Source organism: Bradyrhizobium diazoefficiens USDA 110 (assembly GCF_000011365.1).
GTDB lineage: Bacteria > Pseudomonadota > Alphaproteobacteria > Rhizobiales > Xanthobacteraceae > Bradyrhizobium > Bradyrhizobium diazoefficiens.
Map to the genome: position 1 here is coordinate 6,160,816 of NC_004463.1, position 15,964 is coordinate 6,176,779.

At 65.1% G+C, this 15,964-nt stretch carries 15 protein-coding genes; 9 read left to right on the top strand and 6 right to left on the bottom strand.

What is annotated here, in order from left to right:
• The first annotated feature begins 62 nt into the window (after positions 1 to 62).
• The 4 genes from BJA_RS28330 to BJA_RS28345 all read left to right on the top strand — a co-directional run bounded on the left by BJA_RS28330 (position 63) and on the right by BJA_RS28345 (position 5,208).
• The gene (locus tag BJA_RS28330; RefSeq protein ID WP_011088347.1) at positions 63 to 1,568 is read left to right on the top strand and encodes a M81 family metallopeptidase; all 1,506 of its coding nucleotides are present in this window, start codon (positions 63 to 65) and stop codon (positions 1,566 to 1,568) included.
• A gap of 13 nt (positions 1,569 to 1,581) precedes the next feature.
• Complete coding sequence (locus BJA_RS28335) at positions 1,582 to 2,745, top strand: M20 aminoacylase family protein (protein ID WP_011088348.1); 1,164 nt, start codon at positions 1,582 to 1,584, stop codon at positions 2,743 to 2,745.
• Positions 2,746 to 2,747: 2 nt separating this feature from the next.
• Positions 2,748 to 4,169: an amidase gene (locus BJA_RS28340; protein WP_011088349.1), complete on the top strand. Its 1,422-nt coding sequence runs from the start codon at positions 2,748 to 2,750 to the stop codon at positions 4,167 to 4,169.
• Positions 4,170 to 4,317: 148 nt separating this feature from the next.
• Positions 4,318 to 5,208, top strand: coding sequence for a crotonase/enoyl-CoA hydratase family protein (locus BJA_RS28345; RefSeq protein WP_011088350.1), 891 nt, complete (start codon positions 4,318 to 4,320; stop codon positions 5,206 to 5,208).
• A gap of 111 nt (positions 5,209 to 5,319) precedes the next feature.
• Here the strand turns inward: BJA_RS28345 and BJA_RS28350 are convergent, their stop codons facing one another.
• From BJA_RS28350 to BJA_RS28360, 3 genes are all read right to left on the bottom strand, one after another.
• On the bottom strand, positions 5,320 to 6,297 hold the full coding sequence (locus tag BJA_RS28350; protein ID WP_011088351.1) for an NADPH:quinone oxidoreductase family protein: 978 nt from the start codon (positions 6,295 to 6,297) through the stop codon (positions 5,320 to 5,322).
• Positions 6,297 to 6,905 carry a 2-hydroxychromene-2-carboxylate isomerase gene (locus tag BJA_RS28355; RefSeq protein ID WP_011088352.1) on the bottom strand — a complete coding sequence of 203 codons (609 nt, stop codon included), beginning with the start codon at positions 6,903 to 6,905 and terminating at the stop codon, positions 6,297 to 6,299. Before BJA_RS28355 ends, BJA_RS28350 begins: the two co-directional genes overlap by 1 nt.
• Positions 6,906 to 7,059: 154 nt before the next feature.
• Entirely contained in the window at positions 7,060 to 7,761 is a 702-nt protein-coding gene (locus BJA_RS28360) for a glutathione S-transferase N-terminal domain-containing protein (RefSeq protein WP_011088353.1), read from the bottom strand.
• Between the two features lie 109 nt (positions 7,762 to 7,870).
• Between BJA_RS28360 and BJA_RS28365 the strand changes: the two genes are divergently transcribed.
• A complete protein-coding gene (locus BJA_RS28365; protein WP_011088354.1) occupies positions 7,871 to 8,893 on the top strand; it encodes a methionine synthase in 1,023 nt (340 codons plus the stop codon).
• An 18-nt stretch (positions 8,894 to 8,911) separates the two neighbouring features.
• Here BJA_RS28365 and BJA_RS28370 read toward each other — a convergent pair whose 3' ends face one another.
• The 3 genes from BJA_RS28370 to BJA_RS28380 all read right to left on the bottom strand — a co-directional run bounded on the left by BJA_RS28370 (position 8,912) and on the right by BJA_RS28380 (position 10,965).
• Positions 8,912 to 9,529 carry a hypothetical protein gene (locus BJA_RS28370; protein ID WP_011088355.1) on the bottom strand — a complete coding sequence of 206 codons (618 nt, stop codon included), beginning with the start codon at positions 9,527 to 9,529 and terminating at the stop codon, positions 8,912 to 8,914.
• Between the two features lie 132 nt (positions 9,530 to 9,661).
• Complete coding sequence (gpt, locus tag BJA_RS28375) at positions 9,662 to 10,189, bottom strand: xanthine phosphoribosyltransferase (RefSeq protein ID WP_028175425.1); 528 nt, start codon at positions 10,187 to 10,189, stop codon at positions 9,662 to 9,664.
• A 38-nt stretch (positions 10,190 to 10,227) separates the two neighbouring features.
• Positions 10,228 to 10,965: a competence/damage-inducible protein A gene (locus BJA_RS28380; RefSeq protein WP_011088357.1), complete on the bottom strand. Its 738-nt coding sequence runs from the start codon at positions 10,963 to 10,965 to the stop codon at positions 10,228 to 10,230.
• A 277-nt stretch (positions 10,966 to 11,242) separates the two neighbouring features.
• On the opposite strand from BJA_RS28380, the gene BJA_RS28385 reads away from it, so the two are divergent.
• The 4 genes from BJA_RS28385 (at position 11,243) to BJA_RS28400 (ending at position 15,929) form a co-directional block, all read left to right on the top strand.
• On the top strand, positions 11,243 to 12,661 hold the full coding sequence (locus BJA_RS28385) for a circularly permuted type 2 ATP-grasp protein (protein WP_028175426.1): 1,419 nt from the start codon (positions 11,243 to 11,245) through the stop codon (positions 12,659 to 12,661).
• A 4-nt stretch (positions 12,662 to 12,665) separates the two neighbouring features.
• Positions 12,666 to 13,610 (top strand): alpha-E domain-containing protein, encoded by a 945-nt coding sequence (locus BJA_RS28390; protein ID WP_011088359.1) that lies wholly within the window; start codon positions 12,666 to 12,668, stop codon positions 13,608 to 13,610.
• A gap of 128 nt (positions 13,611 to 13,738) precedes the next feature.
• Entirely contained in the window at positions 13,739 to 14,581 is an 843-nt protein-coding gene (locus BJA_RS28395) for a transglutaminase family protein (RefSeq protein WP_038967763.1), read from the top strand.
• A 148-nt stretch (positions 14,582 to 14,729) separates the two neighbouring features.
• Positions 14,730 to 15,929 (top strand): flavin-dependent monooxygenase, encoded by a 1,200-nt coding sequence (locus BJA_RS28400; protein WP_011088361.1) that lies wholly within the window; start codon positions 14,730 to 14,732, stop codon positions 15,927 to 15,929.
• The last annotated feature ends 35 nt before the right edge of the window (positions 15,930 to 15,964 follow it).

The following is a 15,964-nucleotide window of genomic DNA, read 5'->3' on the forward strand; positions in this document are numbered from 1 at the left end:
GCAAGGGCAAGGCTAACGTCGAAGGCTAGCGCGCGCACTTTCAATCGACTGGACTTGAATTGATGACACGTATCGCCGTCGGCGGCTTCCTGCACGAGACCAACACCTTCGCCCCGACCAAGGCGACATTCGCGGACTTCCAGCATGGCGGCGGCTGGCCGGCGATGACGCAAGGTGCCGACGTGTTGAAGGTGATGCGCCGCATCAATGTCGGACTCGCCGGTTTCGTCGACAGCGCCGAAGCCAACAGCTGGGAACTCATTCCGACCATCGCCTGCGGCGCGAGCCCCTCCGCACATGTCACCAAGGATGCGTTCGAGCGCATCGTGAAGGTGATGGTTGACGGCATCGCAGCCGCGGGCCCGATCGACGCGGTCTATCTCGACCTGCACGGCGCGATGGTGACGGAGCATCTCGACGACGGCGAAGGCGAAATCCTGGCACGGGTACGCCGCGTCATCGGCGAGGATGTTCCACTGGTCGCGAGCCTCGATCTTCACGCCAACGTCACGCCCGCGATGATCGGGCATGCCGACGCGCTGATCGCCTACCGCACCTATCCGCATGTCGACATGGCCGAGACGGGCCGCGCCTCGGCGCGACATCTCGCGCTGCTGTTGAAGACCAAGCAGCGCTTTGCGAAAGCCTTCCGGCAACTGCCGTTCCTGATCCCGATCAGCTGGCAGTGCACCAACGACCAGCCGACCAAGGGCATCTACGAGAAGCTCGCCGCGCTCGAGAGCGACGGGGTTCCGACGCTGTCCTTCGCGCCGGGCTTCCCCGCCGCCGACTTCCGCGATTGCGGGCCGAGCGTGTTCGCCTATGGCAAGACGCAAGCCGACGCCGATCGCGCCGCGGATGCGATCGTCAAGCTGATCGAAAGCCACGAGGACGATTTCGACGGCAAGATCTGGTCGCCCGACGACGGCGTGCGCCACGCGATGGAACTCGCGAAGGGCGCCAGCAAGCCGATCATCATCGCCGACACCCAGGACAATCCCGGCGCCGGCGGCGATTCCGACACCACCGGCATGCTGCGCGCGCTGGTGCGCAACAAGGCCAGCGCCGCGACCGGCGCGATCTACGATCCGGAATCGGCCAAGGCCGCCCATGCGGCCGGTGTCGGCGCCACGGTGACGCTGTCGCTCGGCGGCAAGTCCGGCATTCCAGGCGACGAGCCCTATCGCGAGACCTTCGTCGTCGAAAAATTGTCCGACGGCCGCTTCATCGCGCCAGGCCCCTATTACGGCGGCCGCGAGATGGAGATGGGTCCTTCCGCGGCCCTGCGCATCGGCGATGTTCGTGTCGTCGTCTCCTCGCACAAGGCGCAGCTCGCCGATCAGGCGATGTACCGCTATGTCGGCATCGAGCCGACCGAACAGAAGATCCTGGTCAACAAGAGCTCGGTGCACTTCCGCGCCGATTTCGAGCCGATCGCGGAACAGCTGATGATCTGCGCCGCCCCCGGCGCGATGCCGGCCGATACCGCCTCCCTGCCCTGGACGAAGCTGCGCCCGGGCATCCGCATCAAGCCGAACGGCCCCGCTTTCAATCCCCCTTCACGCTAACCGGACAGGACACATGCCCACGATCGACCGCATCGACGGCTATGCCGACGAACTCACCGCTATCAGGCGCGACCTCCACGCCCATCCCGAGATCGGCTTCGAGGAAGTGCGCACTTCCGGCATCGTCGCCGACAAGCTGAAGGGCTGGGGCATCGAGGTGCATCGCGGCCTCGGCGGCACCGGCGTGATCGGCGTCATCAAGGGCAAGGGGTCGAGCGGCAAGCGCATCGGCCTGCGCGCCGACATGGACGCGCTGCCGATGGAAGAGAACACCAATCTGAAATGGAGCTCGAAAATCCCCGGCCGCTTCCACGGCTGCGGCCATGACGGCCACACCACCATGCTGCTCGGCACCGCGCGCTATCTCGCCGAGACCAGGAACTTCGACGGCACCGTGCACCTGATCTTCCAGCCGGCCGAGGAAGGCCTCGGCGGCGCCCGCGCGATGATCAAGGACGGGCTGTTCGAGAAGTTTCCGTGCGACGAGCTCTACGGCCTGCACAACGCGCCCGACCTCAACCACGGCGAGATCGCGATCCTGCCCGGTCCGGCGATGGCCAGCGCCGACTTCTTCGACCTCCGCATCACCGGCTATGGCGCGCATGGCGCAATGCCCGAACGCTCCAAGGACGCGGTGATCATCGCAACCACGCTGGCGCAGGCGATCCAGACCATCGTCAGCCGCAACGTCGAGCCGCTGCAGGCTGCGGTGGTGTCGATCACCCAGATCCATGCGGGCTCCGCCTACAACGTCATCCCCGGCGACGCGCATCTTTGCGGCACCATCCGCACCTTCTCGAAAGAAGTCCGCACCCTGGTCAGCGAACGCATCCGCACCATCTGCGCCGGCATCGCGGCCGCGTATCAGTGCGCGATCGACGTCGACATCCGCGACACCTTCAACGTGCTGGTCAACCAGGTCGAGCAGTCCAAGGTGGTCGAGGAGGTGGCGCGCACCGTCGTCGACCCCGCCAAGGTGATCACCCGCACCCAGCCGAAGATGGGCAGCGAGGATTTTGCCGACATGCTGGAGACCATTCCCGGCGCCTATTTCTGGGTCGGCCATGACGGCTCGGTGCCGGTGCACAATCCCGGTTTTGTGCTCGACGACAAGATCCTGCCGATCGGCGCCAGCATGTTCGCCCGCATCATCGAAACGCGCATGCCGGTCGTTTAGCAATGCACAAAAAGAGCGTCGAAGAGGCGGTCACCTCGCTGCACGATCTGTCCGCGGTCGATCTGATCGCGGGCTATCGCGCCAAGCAATTCTCGCCGAGCGAGGTGCTGGAGGACGTGCTCACGCACGTCGCGGCGTGGGAGCCGCACCTTAGGGCACTCTATGCGTTCGACCCCGACGGCGCGCGCGAGGCCGCAAAGGCCTCGACCGCGCGCTGGACCGGCGGCGAGCCGTCCGGCCCGCTCGACGGCGTGCCTGTCACGGTAAAGGACAACATCGCGACCAAGGGCGTGCCGGTGCCGCTGGGGGCGGCCAGCGTCAAGCTCGTGCCGGCCGAGAAGGACGCCCCGCCCGCCGCGCGGCTGCGCGAGGCCGGCGCGATCATCTTCGCCAAGACCACCATGCCCGATTACGGCATGCTGTCCTCCGGGCTCTCCAGCTTCCACGCGCTCGCGCGCAACCCCTGGGACCTCAGCAAGAATCCCGGCGGCTCCAGCGCCGGTGCAGGCGCCGCCGCGGCGGCCGGCTACGGCCCCCTGCATCTCGGCACCGATATCGGCGGCTCGGTGCGCCTGCCCGCGGGCTGGTGCGGCCTCGTCGGATTGAAGCCGAGCTTCGGCCGCGTACCGATCGACCCCACCTATGTCGGCCGCGTCGCCGGCCCCATGACCCGCACGGTTGACGATTGCGCGCTGATGATGAGCGCGATCGCAAAGCCCGACCGGCGCGACGGCATGAGCCTGCCCGCCGAACCCCTCAACTGGAAAGGGCCGGAGAAGTCTCCGCGCAAATTGCGGATCGGCCTGATGCTCGATGCCGGCGTCGGGCTGCCGGCAGAACGGCCGGTCCGTGACGTTGCCGTGAAAGCCGCAAAGGCGTTCGAATCCGCAGGCAGCGTCGTCACCGAGGTCGACGGCATTTTGACCCGCGAGATGCTCGACGGCCTCGACAATTTCTGGCGCGCGCGGATGTGGGACGATCTGTCCAAGCTGACGCCGGCCGAGCAGGCAAAGGTGCTGCCCTACATCTTCAAATGGGGCGCATCCGGCGCAAAGCTCTCGGGTGTGGATGTCATCCGCGGCTTCAACCAGACCATGGCGATCCGCGCCGCGGCGTCAAAGCTGTTCTGCGAGCTCGACTACGTGATTTCGCCGACCGCGCCGAACGTGAACTATCCGGCCGACTGGGCGTCGCCGACCAACGATCCCATGAGGCCGTTCGAGCACATCGCCTATACCGTGCCGTGGAATATGTCGGAGAACCCTGCGGTCTCCCTCAACGGCGGCTTCGACGCCAACGGCTTTCCCATCGGCGTGCAGATCGTCGGCCGCCGCTTCGACGACATCGGCGTGCTCGGCATGGCCAAGGCCTTCGAGGGCTTGCGCGGCCCGCAGCGGCCCTGGCCGAAGCCGCCGGCACGCTGAATATCCTCCGTCATTCCGGGGCTCGCGAAGCGACGAGCCCGGAATCCATAACCACCATCGTGAGTATGGATTCCGGGCTCGCGCCAAGAGGCGCGCCCCGGAATGACGTGCTACAGAGAGAATAAGAAACAAAGGAAGGAAATAACCCATGGCTTATGAGACGATCAAATACGAGGTCGCCGAGCAGATCCTCACCATCACGCTGAACCGGCCCGACAAGCTCAACGCCTTCAACGCGCAGATGCAAGCAGAGCTGATCGACGCGTTCGATGCCGCGGACAAGGACGACAACGTCCGCGCCATCATCGTCACCGGCTCCGGCCGTGGTTTTTGCGCAGGCGCGGACCTCTCTTCCGGCGCCGACACGTTTGATCGCGACGCGCGGCGCGGTCCCGTCAAGCGCCTCGCCGACGGCAAGGTCGATTACAGCGATCCGCAGGTGCGCGACGGCGGCGGCCAGGTGACCTTGCGTATTTTCAAATGCCTCAAGCCCGTGATTGCCGCGGTGAACGGCCCTGCCGTCGGCATCGGCGTCACCATGCAGCTCGCGATGGACATCCGCATTGCCTCCGACGCCGCCCGCTTCGGCTTCGTGTTCTCCCAGCGCGGCATCGTGCCCGAGGCCGCCTCGAGCTGGTTCCTGCCGCGCATCGTCGGCATCTCGCAGGCGCTGGAATGGTGCTATTCGGGCCGCGTCTTCCCGGCGCAGGAAGCGCTTGCTGGGCGTCTCGTCAGCAAGGTGGTGCCGCCGGATGATCTCTTGCCGACCGCCCGCGCGCTCGCCAAGGAATTCGCGGCGAAAACCGCGCCGGTATCGGTGGCGCTGATCCGGCAGATGATGTGGCGCATGATGGGTGCGGACGATCCGATGGAAGCCCACAAGGTCGACAGCCGTGGCATCTACGCCCGCGGCCGCTCGGACGACGTCAAGGAGGGTGTGGTGTCGTTCCTGGAGAAGCGCCCGGCGCAGTTCAAGAACAAGGTGTCGAGCGACATGCCGGATTATTTCCCGTGGTGGACGGAGCGGGAGTATAAGTGACGCGAAGCTCGTAGGGTGGGCAAAGCGAAGCGTGCCCACCGTTCCGGCTTCGATCAGCGAAAAGGTGGTGGGCACGGCGCAAGAGGCGCCTTTGCCCACCCTACGGCACCGTCACTCCATCACCAGCGCCACGCGACCGATCGCCTTGCGGTCGATCAGCAACCGCATCGCCTTCGCGTAATCCCCAAGCGGCAGGCGGTGCGAGACGTTGGGGCGCAGCTTGCCTTCCTCCGCCCACTGAAGCAGCGCCTTCAGGCGCACCTCGCCGAGCGTGGGATTTTTCCGCACGGCCTCGCCGGCGCGCACGCCGAGCACACTGGCGCCCTTGATCAGCAAGAGATTGGTCTTGGCCGAGCCGATGCCGCCGGTGAAGCCGATCACCAGCAGCCGCGCGCCCCAGGCGATGCAGCGCATTGAATTCTCGAACACCTCGCCGCCGACCGGATCGAACACCACGTCGGCGCCGCGGCCGTCGGTGATGCGCTTGACGGCATCGCGAAACGGCTCGCGGTCGTAACGCACGAGATGATCGGCGCCGCGTGCCTTGGCAATCGCAAGCTTCTCGTCGCTGGAGGCGGTCGCGATCACGGTCGCGCCCAGCATCTTGCCGATCTCGACGGCGGCAAGGCCGACGCCGCCACCGGCGCCATGCACGAGCAGCACTTCTCCGGGCTCGACGCGGCCGCGGTCGATCAGTGCGTGATAGGCGGTGCCGTGACCGGCGAGATAGGTCGCAGCCTCCGCGTAATCGAAGGTGGACGGCATCGGCGTGAGCTGCGACGGCGCGACGACCGCTTCATCGGTGAAAGCACCGTGGCGCATCTTCACGATCACCTTGTCGCCGACGGCAACGCCCCTCGTCTCCGCGCCCACTTCGGTCACGTCGCCGGCGGCCTCCATGCCGGGCGTGAACGGCAACTCCGGCTTGAGCTGATATTCCCCGGCCGCCATCAGCACGTCGGGAAAATTCAGCCCGGCGGCGCGGATCGCGACGCGCACCTCGCCCGGCTTCAGGGCACGCGAGAGAAACTCTTCCAGCAGCAAGCTTTCGGGCGCGCCGAGCTCGCGGCAGACGACAGCGCGCACCATCAGGCCGCGCTCGCCCTGCGGCGCTTGAGCGCCTCGCGGATCAGCGGCAGGCGGTCATTGCCGAAATACATGTCGGTCTTATCGACGAAGATCGTCGGCGAGCCGAAGCCGCCGCGCGCGACGACCTCTTCGGTGTTGGCCTTGAGCTGGTCCTTGATCCCCTGCTCCGAAATGCCTGCAAAGAATTTCTGCTCATCGATGCCAACCGTCCTGCAGATCTCGGCGAGCACCGTGTCCTGCGAGATGTCCTTGTCGCCGCTCCAATAGGTCTCGAACACGGCGGTCGCGAACGGTACAATATCCCGACCCAGCCAGATGCAGCCGCGCATCGCCTTGACGCTGTTCACCGGAAACACCGTCGGCGGCATCTTGATCGACAGACCGGCCGAGCGCGCCCAGTCCTGGAGGTCCTTCTTCATGTAGCGTGCCTTCAGCGGCACCGGCGTCTCCCGCTGCGCGTAGACGCTCGGGTTGACCGTGTTGAAGATGCCGCCGACCAGGATCGGCCGCCAGACGATCTCCGCGCCGAGCTCCTTGGCCAGCGGCTGGATGTTGTGAAAGGCGAGATAGGTCCAGGGGCTGGAACAGTCGAAGAAGAATTCGATCATGGCGTTTCCTTTGCTCTTGTCATTCCGGGGGCGCCCTCTTGGGCTCGAACCCGGAATCCATTCCACCAGTTTTATTGCGGCCCGATGGATTCTCAGGTGCGCAATTGCGCACCTTAGCTCGGCGCTTCGCGCCGCCCCGGATGACGGGTGCAGCCTACTTCTTTCCCAACACTTCCTTCGCACGCTGGCCGAACATGATCTTGCGTGATTCCTCGTCGAACGGCTCTTTCACGAACTTGCCGATCGCGAGCCCCGCCTGCACCGGCGGCCTGGCACGGACCTCGGCGTACCATCGCTTCACGTTCGGATAGTCCTCTAACGTAAAGCCCTGCGCCTTGTGGGTCATGGTCCAGGGGAAGCAGGCGATGTCGGCGATGGAATAGTCGCCGGCGACATAGGCGCCGGTCTTGGCCAACTGCCGGTCGAGCACGCCGTAGAGCCGCGCCGCCTCATCGCGGTAGCGCTCGATCGCGTAAGGGACCTTCTCGGCCGCATAGAGCGCGAAGTGGCCGTGCTGGCCGAGCATGGGCCCGAGCCCCGCCATCTGCCACATCACCCACTGGATGGTGGTGGAGCGGCCGCGCAAATCTCCGGCCAGGAAACGGCCGGTCTTCTCTGCCAGATAGATTAGGATCGCGCCGGTCTCGAAGGCCGAGAAAGGTGCGCCGCCATCGGCGGGTTCGTGATCGACGATCGCGGGAATACGGTTGTTCGGACTGATCGCGAGAAACTCGGGGTTGAACTGCTCGCCCGCGCGGATGTTGACGGGCTTCACGCGATAGGGGAGCCCGAGTTCCTCCAGCATGATCGAGATTTTCCAGCCGTTCGGCGTCGGCGCATAATAGAGATCGATCATCGCCTTCCCTGTCGTCGCCGCTGGAATAGAGAGCGACTTTTGTTGTTCTGTACCTCGACGTTAAGACATGGCAGGAAGAGGCGCAACATAACCTGCCGGGAGAGCCGCCATGCTGTTTCCAACCACGATCGCCGGCTCCTTGCCGAAGCCCGAATGGCTCGCCGAGCCCAACATGCTCTGGGCGCCCTGGAAGTCGCAAGGCGATGAGCTGCTCCGCGCCAAGCGGGACGCGACACTGATCTGGCTGAAGATCCAGGAGGACGCCGGCATCGACATCGTCACCGAGGGCGAGCAGGCCCGCCAGCATTTCGTGCACGGTTTCCTGGAGAAGATCGACGGCATCGATTTCGCCCACAAGGTCGAGATGGGCATCCGCAAGGACCGCTACAAGGCGATGGTGCCGCAGGTGGTCGCGCCGCTCCGGCTCAAGGGCCGCGTCCATGCCTTTGAGGCGCGCGTGGCGCGCACGCACACGAAGAAGAAGCTGAAATTCACCCTGCCCGGCCCGATGACCATCATCGATACGATTGCCGATCGCTACTATGGCGACCGCGTCAAGATGGCCTTTGCGTTCGCCGAGCTGCTCAACGAGGAAGCCAAGGCACTCCAGGCCGACGGCGTCGATCTCGTACAGTTCGACGAGCCTGCCTTCAACGTCTACATGGACGAGGTCAACGACTGGGGCATCAAGGCGCTGGAGCGCGCCGCGCAGGGGCTGACCTGCGCCACCGCCGTGCACATCTGCTACGGCTACGGCATCAAGGCCAACACCGACTGGAAGGAGACGCTCGGCGCACAGTGGCGGCAGTACGAGCAGATCTTCCCCGCGATCGACGCGAGCCCGATCCAGCAGGTCGCGATCGAGTGCCGCAATTCCAAGGTGCCGCTCGACCTGCTGGCGCTGCTCAAGACCAAGATCGTGCAGGCCGGCGTGATCGACGTCGCCAGCGACACGGTGGAGACCGCCGAGGACGTCGTGAAGGTGATCGACGCGGTGTCGAAATTCGTGCCCAAGAGCAACATCATCGCCACCACCAATTGCGGCATGGCGCCGATGCGGCGCGAGATCGCCGAAGCCAAGCTGATGGCGCTCGGCGCAGGTGCCGCAATGGCGCGCGAGAAGCTGGGATGATGACGGTAAGCCGCTGCGCTAGCTGCGCGCTGTCGGATGCAACGCAGGCCGATAGCCGGCGACGATTGCGCGCAGCGTAGAAGGCGGCGTCAGCAGCTTGGCTTCGGCGAGCTCGCGGTTAACTGCCGCATAGCCTGCCGGCGACCACAACAGCGCCCTGCCCCGCGCCACCAGAAAGCTCTCCTCGCCCTGCTGCACCATCGCGCCGTCGGGCAATTCTGCCAGCGACATCGGCAGCGCGTGCAGCTGCTTCCTGCCGCGATCAAGGCGCTCGCGATGCAGCGCGGCGTCGATCGCCTTCGCGCTGACGTCGCTTGCAGCATTCCCCGCTTCCCACGCTCTGCGAAAGCGCCTGGCATCGTCGCGGCGACAGAAGAAACACGGCCGATGGCCCGCGGCAAACGAGGTGGCTTCGTCGAGGAAGAACAGCTCGGTCCAGCTCCGGCGCGCCATCACCGGGCGCCGCCAGCCGCGGAATTCGCAGAGGCAAGTAATCCAGGCCGGCGACGACCAGCGCTTCTTCAGAAGCGTCTTCGTCGCGGGATCGTGGATGATGCCGCGATTGCCGGTGAACATTCCGCGATGCGGGGTGGCGATGATCTCGCCGGTCGGCGTGACGCGATTTTGCAGGGGCATGGGTGCACGCCCGTTAAACTGACGTCATTCCGGGGCGGTCCGCAGGACCGAACCCGGAATCTCGGGATTCCCTGGCGCGCAATTGCGCACCATAGTTCGATGCCTTGCATCGCCCCGGAATGTCTCCGTCCCTCACGCCGCTCCGTCGCGGAGCGGCGGGTGATAGGACAGCGCGGTGTCCCAGGGGAAGAAGATCCAGGTGTCCTGCGACACCTCCGTGATGTAGGTGTCGACCAGCGGGCGCCCCTTCGGCTTGGCGTAGACCGTGGCGAAATGCGCATCGGGCAGCATCTCGCGCACCAGCTTGCCTGTCTTGCCGGTGTCGACGAGGTCGTCGACGATCAGGAGCCCCTTGCCGGTGCCGCCGCCGAGTTTCATCGCAGCTTCCGAGATGCCCTTGAGGACCTGAAGCTCGCCCTGCTTGTTGTGGTCGTAGCTGGCGATGCAGACCGTGTCGATCACGCGCACGCCGAGCTCGCGGGCCACGATCGCGGCCGGCACCAGGCCGCCGCGGGTAATCGCGATCACCGCGTGGAACGGACCGACCTCGTTGAGCCGCCAGGTCAGCGCGCGGCAATCCCGGTGGAACTGGTCCCACGAGACCGGAAAGGCCTTGCCTGCCCGCTCCTGCGCGCTCAGTTCCGGTGCTTCACCGCCCATCATCCTCTCCTGCAAATCGTCGTCCGGCGGCCTTTCTGCTACCGGGTGATGTTCAATCCTGCCAGCATTTCCTTTACCGCGGCCATGGCTGCGGCGAGCTTATCCGCATCCCGCGAACGCACCACCAGATTGGTGTTCGGCTTCGAGTCCTCGTCCATGAAGGGATAGCTGCCGATGATGGTGTCGGGATGAGCGGCGGCGATCGCCCGCAGCGGGCTGCCGATGTCACCTTCCCGCGCATTGGCGCGGACCGATTCGGAGAGCATGCGCACGCCCGATTTCAGCTTGGGCGAGACGATGTCCATCATCGCCTGCATGATCGAGGGGACGCCCGCCATGACAATGACATTGCCGATCTTGAAGCCGGGCGCGAGGATGGTCGCGCTCTGGATCAGCTCGGCGCCGTCGGGGATGCGGGCCATGCGCAGGCGGGCCTCGTTGAGATCCTGCTCGCTCCAGCGCTCGCGGAAACGGGCGACCACCTCCGGGTGATGGTCGATGCCGACGCCGAACGCCTTGGCGACGCTGTCGGCGGTGATGTCGTCATGGGTCGGCCCGATCCCGCCGGTGGTGAAGACATAGGTGTAGCGATGCCGCAGTGCATTCAATGCGGCGATGATGTCGTCCTCGTCGTCGGAGACGACCCGGACTTCCTTCAGGTCGATGCCGATATTGGTCAGGTATTCGGCAATGAAGCCGATATTCTTGTCCTTGGTCCGGCCGGACAGGATTTCGTCCCCAATGACCAGAATGCCCGCCGTGACGATCTCGCTCATGCCTTAAGTCCCTCACCTGTAGCGCCGACTTTGCCGAGGTAACGCGTTGAAGTCACGCGGTTTTGCTGCCGAAATAAGCAGTCCTCAGCCATTTTTTCAGGCAAGCCGCCGGCCATCCCCGGTAAATGCTGCCAGTCCATGCTTATCGCGCTGGCCCGCCCCTTGCTACCACCTGAAAGTCATGCACTCTTGCCGCATGGCCAGGACGTTGCGGTCTTCACCAAGGCCTGACGACCTGTCCAATGGCGCAACGCCTTGCGGGGACAAGTCGGGATCTATGGCAGTCGCGTTTGATGAAATGAACATTCCCGGCGGGGACCTTCGCCCCGCCTATCAGGAGCTGGCTCGCTGGCTCAAGGAGACGCCTCCCGAGGCGCTCGAATATCGCCGCCAGGAAGCTGAGCTCCTGTTCCGCCGGATCGGCATCACCTTCGCCGTCTACGGCGAATCCGAGTCGACCGAGCGCCTCATCCCCTTCGACGTGATCCCGCGGATCATGTCGGGCAAGGAATGGGCGCTGCTGGAGAAGGGCCTGAAGCAGCGCGTCCGCGCGCTCAACATGTTCCTGCGCGACATCTATCACGGCCGCGACATCCTCCGCGCCGAGGTCGTGCCCGACGATCTGATCTTCCAGAACCCGGTCTTCCGCCCCGAGATGAACGGCCAGCAGGTGCCGCACGACGTCTACGTGCACATCGCCGGCATCGACATCGTCCGGGTCGACGCCGAGGACTTCATCGTGCTGGAGGACAATGCGCGCACGCCCTCGGGCGTGTCCTACATGCTGGAAAACCGCGAGATCATGATGCGGCTGTTTCCGGATCTGTTCGCCCGCCACCGGGTGGCGCCGGTCGAGCGCTATCCGGACGAACTGCTCGCGGCCTTGCGTTCGGTCGCGCCGCAAGGCGCTTCGGGCGAGCCGACGGTCGCCCTGCTCACGCCGGGCGTCTACAACTCCGCCTATTACGAGCACTCGTTCCTTGCCGACAAGCTTGGCATCGAGCTGGTCGAGGGCCGCGACCTCATCATCAAGAACAACGAAGTGTTCATGCGGACGACCGAGGGGCTGAAACGCGTCGACGTGATTTATCGCCGCGTCGACGATGACTTCATCGACCCCCTCACCTTCCGCCCCGATTCCGTGCTCGGCGTGCCCGGGCTGATGTCGGCCTACGCGGCCGGCAACATCACCCTCGCTAATGCGGTCGGCACCGGCATCGCCGACGACAAGGCGATCTACTCCTACATGCCTGACATCGTGAAGTTCTATCTCGGCGAGGAGCCGATCCTGAAGAACGTGCCGACCTGGCGCTGCCGCGAGCCGAAGGACCTCGCCTATGTGCTGGACAACCTGAGTGAGCTCGTCGTCAAGGAAGTGCACGGCTCCGGCGGCTACGGCATGCTGATCGGCCCCGCCGCGACGAAAGCGACCATCGAAGCGTTCCGCGAGAAGCTCAAGCGCGAGCCGGAAGGCTTCATCGCGCAGCCGACGCTGGCGCTCTCGACCTGCCCGACTTGTACGGCCACCGGCCTTGCTCCGCGCCATGTCGACTTGCGGCCGTTCGTGCTGACCGGCAGCAAGAGCACTACGATCGTGCCGGGCGGACTCACACGCGTCGCGCTGAAGGAAGGCTCCCTGGTGGTGAATTCGAGCCAGGGCGGCGGCACCAAAGACACCTGGATTTTGGACGAGTAGTCAGATGCTGTCGCGTACCGCCGAAAACCTCTACTGGCTCGCCCGCTACGTCGAACGGGCCGAGTATCTCGCGCGCACCATCGATGCGACGCTGCGCGTCACCGCGCTTCCCGCTGCCTATATCGGCAAGACCAACGAATGGGACTCGGCGCTGCTGACCGCCGGCGTCGCCGCAAGCTTCTATCAGACCTATGAGGAAGCCAACGAGCACAACGTCGTCGAATACCTCTCGTTCTCGCCGAACAATCCGTCCTCGATCAGGAACTGCATCGAGGCGGCGCGGCTGAACTCGCGCTCGGTGCGCACCGCGCTCACCAGCGAGATGTGGGACACCATCAACTCGGCCTGGATCGAATTGCAGGAGGTCTGGAGCAAGGGCACCTCGACGCGCGAGGACCTCGCAAAATTCCTGCGCTTCGTACAGGAGACTTCGCTGCGCTTCGACGGTTCGGCCTACCGGACCATGCTGCGCAACGACGCCTACTGGTTCTCGCGGATGGGCGTGCATCTGGAACGCGCTGACAACACCGCGCGCATTCTCGACGTGAAGTACCACGTGCTGTTGCCCGAGGAAGAGCATGTCGGCGGCCCGCTCGACTTCTATCAGTGGAGCTCGATCCTGCGCTCGGTCTCGGCGCTGACCGCCTATCACTGGGTCTATCGCGAGACGCTGAAGCCCTGGTTGATTGCGGACCTGCTCATCCTCAACGACACGCTGCCGCGTTCGCTGGCCAGCTGCTACGGCAATCTCGTGCGCAACCTCGACCAGATCGGCGTCGCCTATGGCCGCCAGGGCCCGGCCCAGCGCCACGCCCGCGGCATCCGCAACCGGCTGGAACACAGCAATATGAACGACATTTTCCAGCATGGCGTGCATGAATTCATTCAGGAATTCATCGCGGACAATTCCAGGCTGGGCGAAATCATCACGAAGCAGTATTTGATCTGATACACGCCGTCATTCCGGGATGGTCCGAAGGACCAGACCCGGAATCTCGAGATTCTCAGGTGCGCAATTGCGCACCATAGTTCGGTGCTGTGCACCGCCCCGGAATGACGCCAGAACAACGGTCCACCATGCGCCTGCGAATCCAGCACACCACGACCTATCGCTACGAGCCGCCGGCGACCAGCGTGATCCAGATCCTGCGCATGACGCCGTGCAGCCATGACGGGCAGTATGTGGCGGAATGGCAGATCGACGTCTCGACCGACACCAAGCTCGACACCCATGAGGACGCCTTCGGCAACGTCACCCATGTGCTGTCCTGCGGGCCCGTCGGCGATATCAAGATCACGGCCGAGGGCCTGATCGAAACCCACGACACCGGCGGCGTGCTGCGCGGCGCCGACGAGCGCTTTCCGGCCGGCATGTTCCTGCGCACCACCGACCTCACCTCCGTCAATCCGGCCATGGCCGCAGTCGCGCGCCAGTTGCGCAGCGAGGCCGAGAGCGACACACTCGGGTTCCTGCACACGCTGATGAGCGAGATCGGCGACCACATGACGTTCGACGAGGATCCGACCAACAGCGGCACGTCGGCGGCGGAAGCCTTCACGCTCAAGCGCGGGGTCTGCCAGGACTACGCGCATATCTTCATCGCCTGCGCCCGCACCGGCGGGGTGCCGGCGCGCTTCGTCTCCGGCCACTTTTTGCGCTCGGACGGCACGGTGCACCAGGATGCCGGCCATGCCTGGGCGGAGGCCTATGTCCCCGATCTCGGCTGGGTCGGCTTCGATCCCGCCAACAGCATCTGCGCCACCGACGCCCATGTCCGCGTCGCGATCGGGCTCGACTATCTCGGCGCAGCCCCCGTGCGCGGCACCCGCTATGGCGGCGGCGCGGAGACGCTGTCGGTGGCCGTCAAGGTCGAGCAGGCCGGCCGCGGCGGGCAATCGCAGTCCCAGCGGCAGAGCTAAATCCGGCGAGATCGCGTCGCGAGACATCTGCGGCGTAATCAAGCCGCTACGTTACAGCTGTAATCCACGACCGCCGCGCTGAAACCGCCCCGTAGCACCATCTATTCAACGTCTGTCGCGATCCGTTTCCGCAACAGAGGTTGAACAGATGCAGCTTCACGAAAAAAACAAAAGCCATTCGGCGCCCCTGCGCGATCCCCACCAAGACATGCTGGTGGGCATCCGGGAGCTCGCTCCCGAGATCAAGGCACGTGCCGCCGAGATAGAAGCTGCACGCCGCATCCCGCCCGACCTGGTGGAGCGGCTGAGGTCGATCGGTCTCTTTCGGATGTTCGTGCCGCACAGCCATGGCGGGCTGGAGCTGGAGTTTCCGGCGGGACTGGAGGTCATCAAGACATTGGCCCGTCTCGACGGCTCGATCGGCTGGATCGCGGCTGTCGCCGGGGTCAGCAGCCTCTTCGTCGCCGCGTCGCCCCCGGAATTGTACAAGCGCGTCTACCAGGACGGACCTGATACGGCGATCTGCGGCTCATCCCAGCCGGGTGGAACGGCAGAGCGCGTGGCCGACGGCTACCGCGTCAAGGGCCGCTGGCCGTTCGCCAGCGGTTGCATGCATGCGGACTGGATCGGCGGAATCTGCATTGTCACCGAAAATGGCAAACCGGTCCCCGGCCCGCAGGGCAAGCCACTGCTTCGCGCCGTTATGCTGCCGGCTCGCGACTGGGAGATCGAGGACACCTGGCACGTGGCGGGGCTCGAGGGCACCGGCAGCCATCACGTCACGCTGCGGGAGACGCTGGTTCCCGAGGCCAATTTCTTCGATCTCGATGTTGCCCCGCGCCAGTCGGGTCCGCTCTATCGAGCATTGCGGCAATTGCTGCCGTTGGTGCACGGCGCATTTGTGGTAGGCATGGCCGAGAGCACCGTCGATGAACTGCTCGCGCTGGCCAATACCGGGAGGCAGCAATTGTATGCGGCTGTCCCGATGCGGGAGTCCGAGATATTCCAGTACGAACTCGGCCGGATCTCCGCCGAGCTCGGGGCCGCGCAGGCGTTTCACGAGGTCCAGGCTGCCAGTCACTGGCGTCACGCGCTGGCCGGAACGTTGAATGACGAAGACCTTGTCGTCGAAGGGACCCGATCGGCGACCTGGCTCGCCACGACCTGCGTCGGCATCGCCGACGCCTGCTTTAGCCTGGCCGGAAGCAGTGCGGTCTACGACAGCTCGCCGCTGCAGCGGCGCCTGCGTGACCTTCACGTCGCAGCACAGCACGCCCACGCGCAGCAGCGGCAATATGTCGATGTCGGCAAGCTGGCCTTGCGCCGCTCAACTGAACATGCCGGCTGACCACGTGGGGCGTGCTACACTCGCAGGGTCAGATC